Origin of the sequence: Streptomyces sp. NPDC020192 (assembly GCF_044388685.1) — a bacterium.
GTDB lineage: Bacteria > Actinomycetota > Actinomycetes > Streptomycetales > Streptomycetaceae > Streptomyces.
Genome location: NZ_JBIRXG010000013.1, coordinates 38,247 through 55,518, shown reverse-complemented (window position 1 = coordinate 55,518; position 17,272 = coordinate 38,247). Strand labels below are relative to the sequence as shown.

Here is a 17,272-nt window from a genome sequence, read left to right as displayed (position 1 = left end):
CGTATTGTAGGTTCCCAACCGGCAGCGGCCACACGTCTGTGCAACGGGGGAGCCATGCAGGACACCGAGACGAAAGCCGGCGGGGACGTCTGCGCGCACAGCCTCGCGCCGACCGTGACCCTGCTGGTCGTCAGCCTGATCATCGCCGCCGTGGGCGTGTACGAGCTGTGCGGCTTCGGGCTGCACAGCCTCGACCGGCGCCCCCATCTGTTCAGCGACGGCCTCGCGACCGGCGGGGTGATCGTCGCCGCGGTGGCGGCCGGCGCGGCGGTGGGCAACCTGGCCTGGCATCTGACGGCGTCCCGCCGCGGCGCGGGCAGATGAGTCCGCTCAGGTAAGTCCGGGTAAGGCGAGCACAGGGACTTCTCAGGAAGGCGGGCACGGGGAGATCCGGGTAAGAGCGGATGCCGGTACGCTCCCGATAGCCTCGGCGCCGGGACGATTTCCGCCCGCTCGGTATGAATCCGGTGAATGCCGCCGGCATCGGGGCCGCGCTCACGCGCTACCCGCGCTTACCTTACGAGCTGTAGGGTCAGCGTTTGCCCCGTCCCCTCCCCACAAGGTGACCAGTCACCATGCCCGCACAGCAGACGACCGTGACCTCCGCAGAGGTCCCCGGTCAGCGCGGTACGCGCCGCGAGTTCCAGATCCCGAGGCCCAGCCCCCGGCTGCGCTCGGGAGCGGCCACGGCCACCGTGTGGTACCTGCGGCTCCTCGCCGTCTTCAACATCATCGCGGTGATGTCCCTGCCGTTCCGCAAGGAGGTGGAGGAGCACAACGACGGCAAGATCTTCACCGCCCGCCATGTGCACGCGCACACGCACCACGCCGGCCAGTTCTTCACCCCGTACCTGGCCACCGCGGGCCTGGCCTCGGCCGCCGCGGCGATCTTCCTGGCACTGGTGATGCGCCGCGGCAAGCGGGCCGCGTGGGTCGTCAACCTGCTGCTCGCCGGCCCCCTGTTCGTGCTGTACGCCCTCGCGCTCACCCAGCACCCGTACCGCGACCACGTCTTCAACTGGGTCTCCGCCGCCCTCACCGGCCTCTTCGTGGCCGCGCTGCTGATCGGCCGCCGCGAGTTCAACGCCGTGGGCGACCCCTCCAACCCGAAGCTCGCGCTGGCCGTCGGCGCCGGCGGGCTCCTGCTCACCGGCGGGCTCGGCACGCTGCTCGTGCACGCCACCAACAAGCTGCCCCACGCGCCCGTGCTCGAAGAGCTGGCCTACACCCTGCTGCGCGGCATCAGCGTCGGCCCGCTCGCCGACCGGGTCGACTCCGTGCACGCGCCCCGCTGGGCCGACATCATCGTCAACCTCCTGCTGGCGGCCGCCTTCTGCCTGGTCCTGTACGCCTGCTTCCGCTCCCCGCGCGGCCGGAAGCTGCTCACCGAGGAGGACGAGTCGCGCCTGCGGGCCCTGCTGGACAAGCACGGCGCCCGCGACTCCCTCGGCTACTTCGCGCTGCGCCGCGACAAGGCCGTCGTCTTCTCCCCCACCGGCAAGGCGGCCGTCACCTACCGCGTCGTCGGCGCGGTCTCCCTCGCCTCCGGCGACCCCATCGGCGACCCCGAGGCCTGGCCCGGCGCCATCGACGCCTGGCTGACCGAGGCCCGCCGCCACGCCTGGACACCCGCCGTCATGGGCGCCAGCGAGGAGGCCGGCACGATCTACGCCCGCCACGGCCTGGACGCGCTGGAACTCGGCGACGAGGCGATCGTCGACATCGCGGACTTCACCCTGGACGGCCGGGCGATGCGCGTGGTCCGCCAGGCCCACAACCGGGTCAAGCGGGCCGGCTACACCGTCCGGGTCCGCCGCCACGAGGACATCCCCGCCGAGGAGATGACCGTCCTCATGGAGCGCGCCGACGCCTGGCGCGACGGCGCCACCGAACGCGGCTTCTCCATGGCCCTCGGCCGGCTCGGCGACCCGGCGGACGGCCGCTGCGTGATGCTGGAGTGCCGCGACGCGAACGACGAACCCCGCGCCCTGCTCAGCTTCGTCCCCTGGGGCGAGCACGGACTCTCCCTGGACCTGATGCGCCGCGACCGCGACTGCGAGAACGGTCTGATGGAGTACATGGTCGTGGAACTCCTGCTCCAGGCGAAGGAGTTGGGCATCAAGCGGGTGTCGTTGAACTTCGCCATGTTCCGCTCGGTCTTCGAACGCGGCGCCCGCCTCGGCGCCGGCCCGGTCCTGCGCCTGTGGCGCTCCACCCTCACCTTCTTCTCCCGCTGGTGGCAGATCGAGTCCCTGTACCGGGCCAACGCCAAGTACCGCCCCGTCTGGGAACCGCGCTTCCTGCTCTTCGCCAAGTCCAGCGACATCCCGCGGATCGGCCTGGCGAGCGCCCGTGCGGAGGGGTTCCTCACGTTGCCGGGGATGGGTCGTCCTCCGGCGCCATGACGAGTCCGGGGACGTGGGGAAGGGCCGCCTGGACGGCTTCGGCGACCTTCCCCAGGTCCACGCCGAGGCGGGTGAGGGACGGGAGGAGGTCGTCGAGGGGGCGGTCGGCCTCGCGGGCGATGATGAGGAAGTCCTCGATCGGGGCGTCCAGCTCCAGCGGAAGTGATTCCTGATCCGGTCCGAAGTTCTCCTGGCACAGACGGAGATCTTCATCGGTCAGCCCGGCGAGTTCGTGCACCGGGACATCCAGCCCGAACTCGACCAGTCGCCCGATGACCTCTTCCCAGTCCATCAGGAGCGCGGACGAGGCGGCGACGAGGTGGAACAGCGGCACCGGTGCGTCCCAGTCGAGGTATTCGCCGCGCGTCCTGAGACGGGCCAGCTCCCGGTAATTCATGCTCCGCCGCGCCGGTCCCGCGGCATGCGACGTGCGCACGCCGTAGCGGCGCAGACAGTCGATGACGACCTGCGGAGACACGCGCGCTTCTCCGGCGGCCAAAAGGATCCGGAGCATGGGCACGGTGCAGGTGGTCAGGTCGTCCTCGCCGAGGGGCAGTTCGGCGTAGACGCTGGTGAGAATCTCCCCGTCACGGGCCCCCGTGTCCTCGGGGAGTACGACGTACCGCGGCAACAGACCGTACGCGCTCAGGCGTTCGGCCGTCTCCTGAGGCGACAGCCCACTGTCGGCCGCACGCTGCACCAGTGCGTGCAGGGATACCTCCGCCCCGGCCACCGGCGTGCGTTCGGGGTTCTCGCGGAGGCCGAGGAGTGCCTCGTCCGTGGCCGCGATCCGGTCGGGCAGCATGCCGACGGGAAAGCCCAACTCCCGCACACGGCGTGCGATGTCGGCCAGAGCGACACCCGACCGGAGGGACGCGAGAACCAGAAATCCCGGCTGTATGTCCGTCTCCGCGTCGAGCTCGCTCATCACCGACTCGTCCCACCCCCACTCGGCGCTCAGCCACAGCAGTTCCCGCGCCGACCGCTCGTCCAGCGAACCCATCGCGGGGCGGAATCCATAGTCCTCCAGCCGCTCGACGATCTCGGACGGTTCGCGGCCCAGATCGCGCACGGCCCGGAGCACGTGGCCCGCTCGAACGCGTCCGGAATCCAGCCACCGGGGCGAACCGTCCAGCTGGTTACTGAGCAGACGCGCCACCCAGTCCTCGGGCATGTCGGTCCTCATGGTCCCAGGCACGCCGAAGCCCAGCGCCTTCATCCGGCCGGCCGCCTCGCCGATGCCGACGTTCAGCTCCACGTTCGCTTTGACGAGGTGTCCGGGCGGCACGGGCCTCGTGGGGTCGAGCGCGTTGTACACCCGCATGCTCTCGCCGAATCGCAACCGGTACTCCAGCAGCGCGGCCGTGGTGGCGTCGAGGACGACCGGGGCACTGGGCCACGCCGGAACGGGCAGGCGAAGCTGCGCCATGCGCGTGAGGACCTCCTCGTACGCCATGCCACAGGTCAGGGCCAGTCTGAGAACGTCCCCCGGCTTGACCGACTCGTCGGCCTTCGCGGGCTCGGACCGCTCCTTCCAGGGATCGCCCCGTCGGTCCATGGCACACGTCAGGACGTCCGACGGCTTCGCCGGCAGTACGGCGCGGACGCGGGACAACTCCGGAACGACACTGGTCAGTGCCGCCAGTTCGGCATTCGGCGCATGCGCGAGCAGCCGCCACAGCACGGTGACGGCGCTCTGCTGCTCGTACCGGCGCCGGATGGGCCGATCGCGTCGCTGAGCGTCCCCGCCGCCCCAGTGGACGAGATCGACGTCCGGTGGAAAGAACCCCACGGTCGCCACCGGCGCGGTATGCCCGTTCACCTCGAGCTCGACGCCCGCCGCTCCCGCCGCCTCGGTCACGAGGTCCGCGAGGCGGGGACTGCTCTCGGCCACCTCGGCCAGCCACTCGCCCGTCAGCAGAGGCGGATCCGCCGCGAACAGAGCCGGGAGCGCCTCCTTGATCAACCGCTCGACCACGTGGTCCACATCCGGGTCCAGGATCTCCGCACGGTCCACGGACAGGTCCTCGGGCCGGGTCTCCCCCGTCAGGTTCACCACGGCCCCGCGCAACCGGCCGTGCTCCCCCGGCCCGGCCAGCACCCCCTTGCGTACCCGTGGCTCGATGAAGATGCCGTCGGCGAGGATGCCGCCCCCGTGTTCGCACCACACCACCTGGCCGTCGAGGCACCGGACGTCACCCTCGGGCGGCCAGGAGACCGTACGCCCGTGGGCGACGACACCGTCCGCCCGCTCCCCCATGGCCTGCCTGGGCTGGAGGGCGCCGGGTGCCCACGGCACCTTCTGGGCCTCATGACGGGCCTCGGTCGCGAACTCCGCGATACCGAGCAGGCGTCTCAACTCCCGTACGCAGGAAGGCGCGTTGCCCTCGTCCCGTAGATAGAGACGAACCTTGGTGCCGATCCACCCCGGATCCTCCCCGGTCCGCGACACCCGGAAGTAATGCCCCGGCCCGGTGATCAGCACCGTCAGCTTCTCCGGGCGGACGTTCCCTGTGACCATCGGGCGGGTCGTGACCTCGATCTCGTCCGCCAGCATGAAGTAGCTGAGCACGCCGATGCCGAACCTGCTGTTCGCCCGGGCCTTGATCCTGCCGTCGCCCGACAGCAACGGCTCCTCCCGGAAACGGGCATGTTCGCTGAACCGGACCCCGGCCCGGGAGAAGACCTCGGCCAGCACGGTCTCGTCCATGCCGATGCCGTTGTCCTCGCATTCCAGGAAGTGCCGCTGCCCCTCGACTCCCTGCCAAAACGTGATCTCGCCCTGGAACGGGTTCCCGCTGTTCCGCTTGCGTTCGATCGCGCGCCGGTACCGGCAGGCATCCAGCGCGTTCTGGTACAGCTCCCGGATGGCGAGGCTGCGGTCGCGGTACAGGTTCTCGCCCATGAGGAGTTCCTGGACCCGCTCCTCGTCCAGCCGGAAACGGATCACCTCGCCCGTCTGCCGGGGCGCTCCCGAGTGGTCGACCTCGCGGACGCCGTCGGCGTGCGCGTACGCGGGGAGCGCGGCGAGTTCCTGGACGGTGCTCCGGTGTGCCTCACGCAGCAACGCGTCCACGCGTCCCGTGTGTTCGGTCAGCGCGGCCACGACCGCGGGGTGATCGCAGTCGGCACAGAGGGAGAGTGTGTCACCGACCTTCTTCCAGTGAGCCTCCTCCAGCCTGCCGAGCAACTGCTCCGGATCGACGGGGTCCGGAATCCCCACATGCTTGACGACCACCGACGGCAGGGCCGTCACCTCGACCGCCATGGCATGGGCGATCGCGAACAGGGGACCCACCAGACGCTCCCGCACCTCCTGGGTGTCCTGGCCGGGGAAGTGCACCTCGAAGTGGTTCTCGTCCAGCGCCCCTGCCCGTTTCGTGTCGAACAGCTCGCGTGCCCCCTGATGCGCGCTGTCCAGCAGCCGGCCGAGCAGGGACGGCTCCAGCAGGGGCCCCATGTCGTCCGCGACGACTCCCAGGGCGTCCAGTACGTCGTCCAGCCGGGCCTTCTGCTCCGTGCGCGGTCGCACCCACTGGTGGAACAGCCACCAGCCCACCTCGCGCCGCCCGTCGTTCCGGTCCGGCAGGGCGTCTCCGCGCTGCGCCTGGCGGATGAGCCATTTGTGCTCGAGCAGCACCTGGTTGTAGGCGGCCCGCTCCGGACTCCCCTGCTTCCGAGTGTCCAGGTCGCCCGGATCCACGTCGTGAAGCTGGTCCGCGGTCCACGCGAGCCGCACCTGGTGCAGGAACGGCAGAAGCACGATCAGTGCGGCCTCGGCCGGCGACAAAGTCCCCTGCTGCTCCGGGAACTTGATGCCCGCCAGCCGACGATCGACGCGATCCACGGTGCGCACGGGCAGATGTGGGTCGTACCAGGGGTCCCGGCCGAGCAACTCCTCCTTGCGGTCGCGCAGTTCGGCGAGCCGGTCGATCACCTCGAGCGTGCGCTCCCTGACCGCACCGACCTCTCCCGCCCACGCGGGAGAGACCAGCTTCCAGGCCTGCGATCCCTCGGCCGCGTTCAGCCAGTCTCCCCGCGTCCCACTGCGAACGGCCGCCTCCGGCACCCCTCGCCGCCCCTGCAGCCTCTGTCGGGCCTCCTTCAGCAGCCTGCCCCACCCGCTCCGGGACAGCCCCGACCGCTCCCCGGCCAGGGACTCCAGCTCCTGAAGGAACAACTGCACCCTGGGCGACCACCGCGGTACCACCTCGCAGTCGAGCCAGTCGCCGACGGTCCGCGCGGGAATCCCCACCTTGTCGGACAGCAACTGTGCAGTGGGCTCTCCCGCCGCCTTCCGCAGCCGCCTCAGCCGCTCCTCGTACTGCACCCCCGCGCCCTCCCTACCTCACCCCGACCGTCCGCATCACCGTAACCACCAACACCCGTGCCACAGCCACCACTTCACCCAACGAGACACACTCACCCGCGCTGTGCGCCACCCGCACATCCCCCGGCCCGTACTGCAGGGTGGGGATGCCGGCACCGGCGTACAACCGCAGATCGCTGCCGTACGGCGCCCCGCGCTCCCGGGGCCGGGCGGCCCAGCCGGCCACGTCGGCGCACGCGTCGCGCACCTCGTCCCGCAGCCGATGCCCCTCCGGGAGCCGCCCGCTCGCGAACTGCCCGCCCGGCCAGCCGACGTGGGCCGGATGCTCGCGCAGCCACGGATCCCCGGCGCACGCCCGTGCCACGCACCGCTCGAACTCGGCCCGGGCCGCCGCCGGTTCCTCACCCAGCCGCACCCCGAGCCGCCCCTCCGCGACCAGCAGGTCCGGCACGCTGCTGGCCCAGTCGCCGGCCCGTACGGTCCCGACGGAGAGGGCGTAGGGAATCGGGTACTCGGCCATCAGCGGGGAGGGGTCCCGGTTGCGCTCGGTCTCCAGTTCCGCCAGCGCCCGGTGCAGCGGCAGATACGCGTCCACGGCACTGACCCCGGCCTCCCGCGAACTGGCGTGGGCGGCCCGGCCGGGCACGGTGAGCCGGAAGGTCAGAGCACCGGCGTTGGCGGTGACGAGCGTGCCCGCCGTCGGCTCGGTGATCACGCACGCGTCCCCGGTGTGCCCGCGCCGCAACGTCCCGAACGCCCCGAGCCCGCCGTCCTCCTCCCCCACGACGAAGTGCACGGCGACCCGTCCGCGCAGCCGCACCCCGGCGGCCCGTATCGCCGCCAGCGCGGCCAGGTGCGCCGCCAGCCCCGCCTTCATGTCGCAGGCCCCGCGCCCGTACACCACCTCGCCCACGACCCGCGGCACGAACGGATCCCCGTCCCACGCCCGCGGATCCCCGGGCGGTACGACGTCCACGTGCCCCTGCAGGATCAGTGTCGGCCCGTCGTCCTCACCCTCCGCCGTGTATCCGACCAGCCCCCACGCCTCCTCCCGGGCCACCTCCGCCCCCGGGAAGCCCGGGTCGGCGCGCAGCGCGGGCAGGTCCATGGACCACAGATCGACGTCCAGCCCGAGCCGCTCCAGCCGCCCGGCCAGCCGCTGCTGAAGCTCCGACTCGGCCGCGCTCCCGGTCACGCTCGGCACGGAGATCAGCTCCAGCAGCGTCCGCCCGAGCGCCCCCTCGTCCACACACGCGACCGCGGCGGCCTCCGCATCGGTGAGCATCCTGCGGCCTCCCCATCGACTCCGTCGGTTTCTTTCCCGATCATTACCCGCGCCGGCCGCCCCGAACAGCGGGCGGTCAGTGGGCGGGCGAGGGACCGAGAGCGGACGCTGGCACGGAGTCGAGGACGGAGTCGGGGTCCCAGTACCCGACGTCATCGGTCCGCCGCCCGGGGACGTACGCGCAGGGCACGGACGCGAACCCCGTGAAGTACTCCCGGTGCGCGTACCAGACGAACGTCATCCGCGCGTCCCCGCCGTCCCGCTGGGCGTAGAGCTCCACGTCCCCGCCCGCCCGCCCCTCGCGGTACCCCGTGATCCGCCAGCCCTCGTCCGTCAACCGGTCACGCAGCCGCCGCAGCCCGGAGACGGCCTGGCTCTCGGGCACGTGCTCCAGCGCCCATTCGTGGCCCAGCTGGTAGGCGCCGTCGACGGTCTTGTCCTCCATGCCCAGCGGACCGTTGTCGTAGCAGAGCGCGGCACTGAACGTGTTCCCCGCCGCACGCGTGAACCCCAGGACGTCGTACGCCTCCTGGGAGTACCGGAAGACCTGGCGCGCCCGCTCGCCGGGCGCGACCCGGGGATAGTCCGTCTGCTGGGCGTTGCCGATGATCCAGGCGCCCAGGGCGAGAATGACGGCGAGCGCGATGGCACCGCATCCGAAGCCGAGGGCGCGGGTGTGGGTGGGTGTGGTCTGCTCGGGCATACGGGGACCGTAGGCGCCCGGCAGGGCCCGGCGGATGGGCGCGGCTACCCGTCCGGGCCTGGGTACCCGTACTCAACTCGGGCAGGTCAGCTGCCGCCGCTCTTCACGATCCCCCCGCCCACGGTGAACCCGATGACCGCGCCGCCCCCCGCGCGCCGGAAGGCGAACGGGGCTCCGCCATGGGCCATGGCGACCTCACGGACGATGGACAGCCCGAGGCCCGAGCCGGGCAGGGAGCGGGCGTCGGCGGCGCGGTAGAAGCGGTCGAAGATGCGGATGAGGTCGCCCTCGGCGATGCCCGGGCCCCGGTCCAGCACCTCCACCCGTACGGTCCCCGGCCGCGCGGGCCCGGTGATGTTGACCTCGATGGGCGCTTTCCCGCCCCGGTCGAACTTGGCCGCGTTCTCGACCAGGTTGGACATGGCCCGCTGGAGCATCCCGGGCCGCCCGTCGGTGGTCGTGTCGCCGCTGGTGTGCAGCACGATCTGACGGCCGGTACGGCGCCTGGCCAGCCCCACCACCTCCTCGGCGATGTCGGCGAGGTCCACGCGCTGCGGCGGCTCGGTGTCGGACTGCCCGGCGGCGAGGTCGACCAGCTCGTTGACCAGGTCGGTCAGCTCCCGGGCCTCCTGGGTGAGGTCGGCGACGAGTTCCTCGCGGGTGGCGGGGGGCAGCTCGTCGATGCGGCGCAGCAGGGAGATGTTGGTGCGCAGGGAGGTCAGCGGCGTGCGCAGCTCATGACCGGCGTCCTGCACCAGCCGCCGCTGGTCCTCCTCCGACTGGGCGAGCCGCCCCAGCATGCGGTCGAAGGCGCGTCCGAGCCGACCGACCTCGTCCAGTCCGGCCACCGGCACCTCGATGCCGAGCTGCCGGGTGCGGGCCACGTCCTCGGCGGCGGTGGTCAGGATCACCAGCCGCCGTGTGATCCGCCGGGCCAGCCACCAGCCGAACAGCCCGGCCGCGAGCACGACCACGACCATCAGCACCAGCGTGCGCCGCTGCAGCGTGCGCAGCAGGTCCTCGGTGTCGCTGAACTCCTGCGCGACCTGCACCGCGCCCCGCCCGTCACCGAGCGACACGGTGGCGATGCGGTACAGGTCCGAGTCCACCGGCACGTCCTTGTGCTGGACCACCTTCCCGGCGGTCTGCGCGAGGGCCATCGCCTTGTCGCGGGAGGTGACGGGCAGCCGCGGATCGCCGCGGTCCACGATCTGCCCCTGCGCTCCCAGCACCTGCACATCGGTACGGGCGGGCCGCACCAGATCATGCCCGGGCCGCGACGACGAGAAGTCCTCCGGAACCATCTCGTGCTGCCGCACCTCGTCCCGTACGTCCTGCACGACCTGCGAGAACACCGTCTGCTGGTCGACGCGGACGAGACGGGCGGCGGAGCTGTACGACAGGATGCCGACGAGGATCGTGACCGCCGCGGTGACGGCCGCGAAGGAGACGACGAAGGTGGTGCGCAGGGAGACGAGCCCCGGCCGGCGCCGGGCCAGCAACCGCCTGAGCCGCCTGAGGCGGCCCACTCAGTCCTCCCGGAGCACGTAACCCACGCCCCGCACGGTGTGGATCAGCTGCGGCGCGCCGGGCTCGTCGAGCTTGCGGCGCAGGTAGCCGACGTACACGGCGAGGTTCTTCGACCCGGGACCGAAGTCGTATCCCCAGATCCGGTCGTAGATGGTGGAGTGATCCAGAACGATCCCGGCATTGCGCACCAGCAGCTCGAGCAGCTCGAACTCGGTACGGGTCAGCTCCAGCTCACGCTTGCCACGCCAGGCGCGGCGGGCCTGGAGGTCCATACGGATACCGGCGGCCTCGACCTGCCGGTCGGAGATCTGGACGTCGGCGCGCGGGGACTCACTGGCGCCACCGCTGGTAGCGGCCGCGGCGGGCACGGGGCTGGTACGACGCAGCAGCGCACGCAGCCGCGCGAACACTTCCTCCACGTCGAACGGCTTGACGACGTAGTCGTCGGCGCCGGCGTCCAGCCCCGCGATACGGTCGGCGGTCTCCACGAGGGCGGTGAGCATGAGGATCGGGGTGCGGTTGCCCTCGGCACGCAGCACCCGGCACACCTGGAGCCCGTCGATGCCGGGCATCATCACATCGAGCACGAGCACGTCGGGCGGCGTCTTGTGGGCCTGCGCCAGCGCTTCGACGCCATCGGCGACCGCCGTCACCGCGTAGCCCTCCAGGGTCAGGGCACGCTCCAGGGCATGACGGATGGCACGGTCGTCTTCGGCGAGCAGCACAGTCTGGGGCACGTCCCCAGTCTGCCAAGGCCTCCGGCGGTTCGACCGGGACGGGCGGGCCTACGATCACCCTTTTTACCCCTCTCTCACCGTCACAGGGGAACCCACCCCTGCCCCCTACCGTCCTCTCACCGACACAGGGGCTCGGGGGGAGACCGATCCCGGGGGCTGCCGGCTCCGCGTTACCGCAGTGCCGCCAGCTGCTCCGCGAACGGCACCACCGCGGGCGCCGCCCCCCGCACCGCCAGCGGCATCAGCGCGGCCAACTCCCCCGCGGCCCGCTCGATCCGCTCAGCGAGCCCCTCCGCGCCCCAGTCCTCCGACGCCGCGTAGACCCCGGTCGGCACGACAACGGCCCGCAGATAGGCGAACAGCGGCCGCAGGGCGTGCTCCAGCACCAGCGAGTGCCGCCCCGTACCCCCCGTCGCGGCGATCAGCACCGGCTTGCCGGCCAGCGCCTCCTTGTCCAGCACATCGAAGAACGACTTGAACAGCCCGCTGTACGACGCGCTGAACACCGGAGTCACGACGATCAGCCCGTCCGCCCCCGACACCGCCTCCTGCGCGGCGGCCAGGGCACGCCCCGCGAACCCGTTGGTGAAGTTGTGCGCGATCTCCACCGCGAGCTCGCGCAGCTCCACGACCTGGACCTCGACGCCGGCCGAGGCCTGCCGTTCCACCGCCGCGGCCAGCCGGTCCCCCAGCAGCCGGGTGGACGACGGCACGCTCAGCCCCGCCGAGACGACGACGAGCTTCATGCGACGGTCACCCCTTCCTGAGCTTCCTGAGCCTTGAGCAGCGACGCGTGCGTCGGCGCCTCCGGCACGTCCGCCGGGCGGCCGACGGCGAACTCCTTGCGCAGCACCGGTACGACCTCCTCGCCCAGCATGTCGAGCTGCTCCAGCACGGTCTTCAGCGGCAGCCCCGCATGGTCCAGGAGGAACAGCTGGCGCTGGTAGTCACCGGCGTACTCACGGAACGCCAGCGTCTTCTCGATCACCTGCTGCGGCGAGCCGACCGTCAGCGGGGTCTGCTCGGTGAAGTCCTCCAGCGAGGGCCCGTGGCCGTACACCGGCGCGTTGTCGAAGTACGGCCGGAACTCCCGCACCGCGTCCTGCGAGTTCTTCCGCATGAACACCTGGCCGCCCAGGCCGACGATCGCCTGCTCGGGTGTGCCGTGCCCGTAGTGGGCGTACCGGGTCCGGTACAGCTCGACCATGCGCTTGGTGTGGTCGGCGGGCCAGAAGATGTTGTTGTGGAAGAACCCGTCGCCGTAGTACGCCGCCTGCTCGGCGATCTCCGGTGAGCGGATCGAGCCGTGCCAGACGAAGGGCGGCACCCCGTCCAGCGGGCGCGGGGTGGAGGTGAAGCCCTGCAGCGGGGAGCGGAACTTCCCCTCCCAGTCCACGACGTCCTCGCGCCACAGCCGGCGCAGCAGGGCGTAGTTCTCGATGGCGAGGTTGATGCCCTGCCGGATGTCCTGCCCGAACCACGGATACACCGGCCCGGTGTTGCCGCGGCCCATCATCAGGTCCACCCGCCCGTCGGCCAGGTGCTGGAGCATCGCGAAGTCCTCCGCGATCTTCACCGGGTCGTTGGTGGTGATCAGCGTGGTGGACGTGGACAGGATCAGGTTCTCGGTCCGTGCCGCGATGTAGCCGAGCATCGTGGTCGGCGACGACGGCACGAACGGCGGGTTGTGGTGCTCACCGGTCGCGAAGACGTCCAGGCCGACCTCCTCGGCCTTGAGCGCGATGGCGACCATGGCCTTGATCCGCTCCGCCTCGGTCGGCGTACGTCCCGTGGTGGGGTCCGGCGTGACGTCGCCGACCGTGAAGATCCCGAACTGCATGGTCGCTCACCCTCCAGGTTGTTGACCGTTCAACTATACCCCTCCAACGGTCACCCACCCGGCGGTATTCCCCCTCAAGGCCACCCTCAGGGCACCAGCACCAGCCGCCCCCGCAGCCCGCCCTCCGCCAGCCGCGCATGCGCCTCCGCCGCGTCCTCCAGGGCGTACGTCTCGGCCACCCGCAGCGTCAGCGCCCCCTCGTCCACCAGCCGGACCAGCTCCGCCAGCCGCGCCCCGTCCGCCTGGACCGCCACGGAACCCGTCCGCACCCCGCGCACCGCACCCGGGTGCTCACCGGGCCGCACCCCGATGTACACACCGCCGTCCCGCACCCACTCCAGCGCCCGCTCCCCGAGCACCGCCGCGTCCAGCACCGCGTCCACGCCACCCGGCTCGACCCCGTCCGCCGTGAAGCGCGCCGCCCCCAGCGACCGCACCAGCTCCTCGTCCCCCGCCCGGGCGTGCCCGACGACCTCGATCCCCCGGCGTGCGGCCAGCTGCACCGCGAACCCGCCGACCGCACCCGCCGCCCCGGTCACCAGCAGGGTGGACCCCGGCGCGAGATCCAGCAGGTCCAGGGCCTGGATCGCGGTCAGCCCGTTCAGCGGCAGAGTGCCCGCGTGCACCGCGTCCACCGACTCCGGCGCCCTGGCCACCGCGCCCGCGTCGACCACGACGTACTCCGCGTGCCCGCCGAGCGGCACGTCCACCCCCGGCACCAGCGCCACCACCGGATCACCGACCTGCCAGGCGGCGGGCGCGCCCACGGCGTCCACCGTGCCGGCCGCGTCCCAGCCGAGCCCGAGCGCCTTGCCGGCCCCGCCGAAGAAACCGGCCCGCACGGCCGCGTCCACCGGGTTCAGCGCACCGGCCGACACCTTGATCCGCACCTGCCGCGGCCCCGGCTCGGGCACCGCCGCGTCCGCGACCTCCACGACCTCGGGACCACCGAACGTCCGCACCACAGCAGCACGCATGACAACTCTCCTCATTTTCACGGCATTTGATGACGTTCGCGGCACTTTCCGGCCGCACCGCCAACCGTAGGAGAGCTACTATCCATAAGGTAGTAGTTACCTGAGAGTGCGTAGCTGACCCGAAGGAGAGAGCCCCCATGGCGACCATGACCGCCGCCGAGCGACGCGAACAGGCCCGCGCCGACTACGACGCCTTCCTGCGCGAGTGCCCCACCAACCAGCTCCTCGGCCGGCTCAGCGACAAGTGGGTCAGCCTCGTCGTCGCCGCCCTGACCCCCGGCCCCATGCGCTACAGCGACATCGGCCGCAGGATCGCGGGCGTCAGCCCCAAGATGCTCACCCAGACCCTGCGCACCCTCGAACGGGACGGCATCATCAGCCGCACGGTCACCCCGTCCGTCCCGGTCCGCGTCGACTACGCCCTCACCCCGCTCGGCACCAGCCTCGCCGGCCTGCTCACCGCCGTGAAGGAGTGGGCCGAGACCCACTTCGAGGAGGTACGCGACGCCCGCGAGCGCTACGACACCGTTCAGAACGCGTAGGCGTCCCCGGTGTCCAGCACGAGCACCTTCACCTGGTCGTTCGTGTGATCCCTGTCCACCGCGCCCCCGCCCCACGCCGTGTCGACCGACAGCGTGACGTCCGACGGCTTCTGGCTCAGCCGCACCGGCACCTCCACCTGCTCCCCCACCGCGTTCGCCGCCAGCGCGCCCGTCGAGCACACCACCGTCCGCTCGTCCTCCCGCGCACACCGGGCGGGCAACTGCTGCTCCACGGCCAGCGGCACCGACCAGCGCAGCCGCACGGTCGCGTCCGTCACGGCGGCGGGCCCGTTGTTCCGGGGCGTCAGCCGCACGTCCACCATGTCCCCGGCCATCTGCGCGGTCCCGTGAAAGGCCAGATCGGCCTCGGGCAAGGGAGCGGCCACGGCAGCCGCCCCCGCCACCAGGCCGGCCCCGGCACACACCCCCGACACCACCCACACCCGCATCCGCATCCGCATCCGCACGCCACTCACCCGCACTCCACCCTCACGAAAGATCGGACAGTCGTACGGATGTATGCCACCGAGGCAGCCCCTCAGGCGCCCTCCAACAGGTGACAAGCTCGGATGACAAGCTGGTCCCCATGCCGATCCTCCGCTCCGCCGCCCTGTTCGTCGTCGCCGCGCTCTTCGAGATCGGCGGCGCCTGGCTGATCTGGCAGGGCGTACGCGAACACCGCGGCTGGCTGTGGGTGACCGGCGGAGTCCTGGCCCTCGGCGCGTACGGCTTCGTCGCCACCTTCCAGCCCGACGCCCACTTCGGCCGCATCCTGGCCGCGTACGGCGGGATCTTCGTGGCCGGCTCGATCCTGTGGGGGATGATCGCCGACGGCTACCGCCCCGACCGCTGGGACGTCACCGGGGCGCTGATCTGCCTCGCCGGAATGGCCGTGATCATGTGGGCGCCGAGGAACGGCGCCTGAGCCTCACTTACGCTGGACGCAGCCCCACCACGACCACACCCCAGGAGCTGCCCATGGCCCCGGCCCCCGCCTCCCGCATCGCCGTCGTCACCGGTGCGAGCAGCGGCATCGGAGCCGCCACGGCCCGGCAGCTCGCCGAGGCCGGCTACCGCGTCGTCCTCACCGCCCGCCGCAAGGACCGCATCGAGGCGCTGGCCGAGGAGCTGACGAAGGCGGGCCACTCGGCGACGGCGTACCCGCTGGACGTGACGGACCGCGCGGCGGTGGACGAGTTCGCCACGGCGTTCCAGACGATCGGCGTCCTGGTCAACAACGCGGGCGGCGCCCTCGGCGCGGACCCGGTGGCCACCGGCGACCCGGCGGACTGGCGCACGATGTACGAGACGAACGTCATCGGCACCCTGAACGTCACCCAGGCCCTGCTCCCCAGGCTCGAGGCGAGCGGCGACGGCGTGATCGTGGTCGTGTCCTCCACCGCGGGCCACGGCACGTACGAGGGCGGCGGGGGCTATGTGGCCGCCAAGCACGGCGCCCACGTCCTCGCCGAGACCCTCCGCCTGGAGATCGTGGGCCGCCCGGTCCGCGTCGTCGAGATCGCGCCCGGCATGGTCAAGACGGACGAGTTCGCCCTGACCCGCTTCGGAGGCGACAAGGAGAAGGCGGAGAAGGTCTACCAGGGCGTGGCGGAACCGCTCACTGCGGACGACGTGGCGGACACCATCACCTGGGCGGTCACCCGCCCCAGCCACGTCAACGTCGACCTCCTGGTCCTGCGCCCCCGCGCCCAGGCCTCCAACACCAAGGTCCACCGGGAGCTGTGATGCCCGAAGAAGCCTCCGAGCCCCGCGACTCCCTCGATTCTCTGGAAAAAACCCTCGAACAACGCCGCCTGGCCCAGGAGAAGAAGGACGAACGAAGGGTCTGGTGGTTCCTGGGCTACTTCCTCTTCGGCATCCACATCGTGGCCTTCGTCATGATCTACGCCGTCCGCCACGGCAAGTAACCTGCCGGTCCAGCTCCGTTCACTCACACGAGGGAACCTCGCCGATCACCCGATCACCAACCGAACAGGCACCCTAGGCTCGCGCCACACGATCAATTCGACGGCCCTCGGCAGGGATGGCAGTCCCGGCCGAGGGCCTCACCAGCATGGAAGTGGAGGCTTCCTGTGGCTGAATGCGAGCCTAACGCGCACCGGTTCATGGACCTCACGGTGCCCGAGTACGCGTACATGTTCGGGTTCTTGCAGGCGGATGGGCATCTGTCCCAACAGTCGCGGCAACGAGGGCGACTGGCCGTCGAAATCAGCGCCCAAGACATAGATCTCCTGCGGGAGTTCCAGAAGCTGACGCCCTACAACAGCAGCATCACCGAGCGCACCCGATCGACCAACTTCGCCGAAACCCACAACGCCGCCGTCTGGAGCCTGTGTTCCCTGGAAGCCAGGACCAGGATCAACGAGCTGGGCCTGCCGTACGGCCGCAAATCAAAGACGATCGGTCCGCCCGACGTCGAATTCTCACGTCGAGACTATCTGCGAGGCCTGATCGACGCAGACGGGTCAGTCGGCTTCACCAGCAAAGGGTTCCCCTTCGTCTCCCTGACGACGGCCAGTGACGCCATCGCGTCCTGCCTGCGCGACTACGCCCGAGACGTGTCGGGTGCCGAGCGCATCCTCAAGCGCAATGCCCGCGACGACATCTACAACATCTTCTATACAGGCAAGGCCGCGCAAGCACTGACTTCTCGCCTTTACTACCCGGACGGCCTCTCCCTGGGGCGCAAGCAGGCTGTCGCCGACAGGATCACGAACTGGGTCCGTCCGCCAGCCAAGAAACCCGGTCCGGAACGCATCGAGTGGACTTCCGACAAGGACAGGATCCTGCTCTCTGCACCGACAATCGACGACGCCTGCGCCGAGTTGGGCCACTCCCAGAACGCCTGTCGAGCGCGCCTCACGAAATTGCTCGACGGCGCGGTCCCTCTTCCCGACTAGCC

At 71.1% G+C, this 17,272-nt stretch carries 16 protein-coding genes; 7 read left to right on the top strand and 9 right to left on the bottom strand.

Features of this window, described 5'->3' with window-relative positions:
• Positions 1-54: 54 nt before the first annotated feature.
• Positions 55-324, top strand: coding sequence for a hypothetical protein (locus tag ACH47Z_RS24700; protein ID WP_399077149.1), 270 nt, complete (start codon positions 55-57; stop codon positions 322-324).
• A gap of 251 nt (positions 325-575) precedes the next feature.
• On the top strand, positions 576-2,405 hold the full coding sequence (locus ACH47Z_RS24695; protein WP_399077147.1) for a phosphatidylglycerol lysyltransferase domain-containing protein: 1,830 nt from the start codon (positions 576-578) through the stop codon (positions 2,403-2,405).
• Here ACH47Z_RS24695 and ACH47Z_RS24690 read toward each other — a convergent pair.
• The 8 genes from ACH47Z_RS24690 to ACH47Z_RS24655 all read right to left on the bottom strand — a co-directional run bounded on the left by ACH47Z_RS24690 (position 2,368) and on the right by ACH47Z_RS24655 (position 13,807).
• On the bottom strand, positions 2,368-6,735 hold the full coding sequence (locus ACH47Z_RS24690) for a hypothetical protein (protein ID WP_399077145.1): 4,368 nt from the start codon (positions 6,733-6,735) through the stop codon (positions 2,368-2,370). The genes ACH47Z_RS24695 and ACH47Z_RS24690 overlap by 38 nt on opposite strands.
• Positions 6,736-6,748: 13 nt before the next feature.
• A complete protein-coding gene (locus ACH47Z_RS24685) occupies positions 6,749-8,020 on the bottom strand; it encodes an ArgE/DapE family deacylase (protein ID WP_399077143.1) in 1,272 nt (423 codons plus the stop codon).
• A gap of 76 nt (positions 8,021-8,096) precedes the next feature.
• Entirely contained in the window at positions 8,097-8,723 is a 627-nt protein-coding gene (locus ACH47Z_RS24680; protein WP_399077141.1) for a hypothetical protein, read from the bottom strand.
• Between the two features lie 86 nt (positions 8,724-8,809).
• The gene (locus ACH47Z_RS24675) at positions 8,810-10,252 is read right to left on the bottom strand and encodes an ATP-binding protein (protein WP_399077139.1); all 1,443 of its coding nucleotides are present in this window, start codon (positions 10,250-10,252) and stop codon (positions 8,810-8,812) included.
• Positions 10,253-10,990: a response regulator transcription factor gene (locus ACH47Z_RS24670; protein WP_399077137.1), complete on the bottom strand. Its 738-nt coding sequence runs from the start codon at positions 10,988-10,990 to the stop codon at positions 10,253-10,255.
• A 170-nt stretch (positions 10,991-11,160) separates the two neighbouring features.
• On the bottom strand, positions 11,161-11,736 hold the full coding sequence (locus tag ACH47Z_RS24665) for an FMN reductase (protein ID WP_399077135.1): 576 nt from the start codon (positions 11,734-11,736) through the stop codon (positions 11,161-11,163).
• Positions 11,733-12,830 (bottom strand): LLM class flavin-dependent oxidoreductase, encoded by a 1,098-nt coding sequence (locus ACH47Z_RS24660; RefSeq protein WP_399077133.1) that lies wholly within the window; start codon positions 12,828-12,830, stop codon positions 11,733-11,735. The genes ACH47Z_RS24665 and ACH47Z_RS24660 overlap by 4 nt, the downstream gene beginning before the upstream one ends.
• An 86-nt stretch (positions 12,831-12,916) precedes the next feature.
• Positions 12,917-13,807 (bottom strand): NADP-dependent oxidoreductase, encoded by an 891-nt coding sequence (locus ACH47Z_RS24655; protein ID WP_399077131.1) that lies wholly within the window; start codon positions 13,805-13,807, stop codon positions 12,917-12,919.
• A 137-nt stretch (positions 13,808-13,944) separates the two neighbouring features.
• Here ACH47Z_RS24655 and ACH47Z_RS24650 point away from each other — a divergent pair, with 137 nt between their 5' ends.
• On the top strand, positions 13,945-14,349 hold the full coding sequence (locus ACH47Z_RS24650) for a winged helix-turn-helix transcriptional regulator (RefSeq protein ID WP_399077129.1): 405 nt from the start codon (positions 13,945-13,947) through the stop codon (positions 14,347-14,349).
• Here ACH47Z_RS24650 and ACH47Z_RS24645 read toward each other — a convergent pair.
• On the bottom strand, positions 14,337-14,825 hold the full coding sequence (locus tag ACH47Z_RS24645; protein WP_399077127.1) for a hypothetical protein: 489 nt from the start codon (positions 14,823-14,825) through the stop codon (positions 14,337-14,339). The two genes, ACH47Z_RS24650 and ACH47Z_RS24645, sit on opposite strands and share 13 nt — an antisense overlap.
• A 110-nt stretch (positions 14,826-14,935) precedes the next feature.
• On the opposite strand from ACH47Z_RS24645, the gene ACH47Z_RS24640 reads away from it, so the two are divergent.
• From ACH47Z_RS24640 to ACH47Z_RS24625, 4 genes are all read left to right on the top strand, one after another.
• Positions 14,936-15,274, top strand: coding sequence for a YnfA family protein (locus tag ACH47Z_RS24640; RefSeq protein WP_399077125.1), 339 nt, complete (start codon positions 14,936-14,938; stop codon positions 15,272-15,274).
• 53 nt (positions 15,275-15,327) lie between these two features.
• The gene (locus tag ACH47Z_RS24635; RefSeq protein WP_399077123.1) at positions 15,328-16,095 is read left to right on the top strand and encodes an SDR family NAD(P)-dependent oxidoreductase; all 768 of its coding nucleotides are present in this window, start codon (positions 15,328-15,330) and stop codon (positions 16,093-16,095) included.
• Positions 16,095-16,277 carry a hypothetical protein gene (locus ACH47Z_RS24630; protein WP_399077121.1) on the top strand — a complete coding sequence of 61 codons (183 nt, stop codon included), beginning with the start codon at positions 16,095-16,097 and terminating at the stop codon, positions 16,275-16,277. Before ACH47Z_RS24635 ends, ACH47Z_RS24630 begins: the two co-directional genes overlap by 1 nt.
• A gap of 198 nt (positions 16,278-16,475) precedes the next feature.
• Positions 16,476-17,270: an LAGLIDADG family homing endonuclease gene (locus tag ACH47Z_RS24625; protein WP_399077119.1), complete on the top strand. Its 795-nt coding sequence runs from the start codon at positions 16,476-16,478 to the stop codon at positions 17,268-17,270.
• Positions 17,271-17,272 lie beyond the last annotated feature (2 nt).

Bases quoted from the DNA above. Each gene is read 5' to 3' on its own strand.
- ACH47Z_RS24700 (WP_399077149.1), top strand. From the start codon at position 55: ATGCAGGACACCGAGACGAAAGCCGGCGGGGACGTCTGCGCGCACAGC.
- ACH47Z_RS24695 (WP_399077147.1), top strand. From the start codon at position 576: ATGCCCGCACAGCAGACGACCGTGACCTCCGCAGAGGTCCCCGGTCAG.
- ACH47Z_RS24685 (WP_399077143.1), bottom strand. From the start codon at position 8,020: ATGCTCACCGATGCGGAGGCCGCCGCGGTCGCGTGTGTGGACGAGGGG.
- ACH47Z_RS24680 (WP_399077141.1), bottom strand. From the start codon at position 8,723: ATGCCCGAGCAGACCACACCCACCCACACCCGCGCCCTCGGCTTCGGA.
- ACH47Z_RS24665 (WP_399077135.1), bottom strand. From the start codon at position 11,736: ATGAAGCTCGTCGTCGTCTCGGCGGGGCTGAGCGTGCCGTCGTCCACC.
- ACH47Z_RS24660 (WP_399077133.1), bottom strand. From the start codon at position 12,830: ATGCAGTTCGGGATCTTCACGGTCGGCGACGTCACGCCGGACCCCACC.
- ACH47Z_RS24655 (WP_399077131.1), bottom strand. From the start codon at position 13,807: ATGCGTGCTGCTGTGGTGCGGACGTTCGGTGGTCCCGAGGTCGTGGAG.
- ACH47Z_RS24650 (WP_399077129.1), top strand. From the start codon at position 13,945: ATGGCGACCATGACCGCCGCCGAGCGACGCGAACAGGCCCGCGCCGAC.
- ACH47Z_RS24640 (WP_399077125.1), top strand. From the start codon at position 14,936: ATGCCGATCCTCCGCTCCGCCGCCCTGTTCGTCGTCGCCGCGCTCTTC.
- ACH47Z_RS24635 (WP_399077123.1), top strand. From the start codon at position 15,328: ATGGCCCCGGCCCCCGCCTCCCGCATCGCCGTCGTCACCGGTGCGAGC.
- ACH47Z_RS24630 (WP_399077121.1), top strand. From the start codon at position 16,095: ATGCCCGAAGAAGCCTCCGAGCCCCGCGACTCCCTCGATTCTCTGGAA.
- ACH47Z_RS24625 (WP_399077119.1), top strand. From the start codon at position 16,476: ATGGACCTCACGGTGCCCGAGTACGCGTACATGTTCGGGTTCTTGCAG.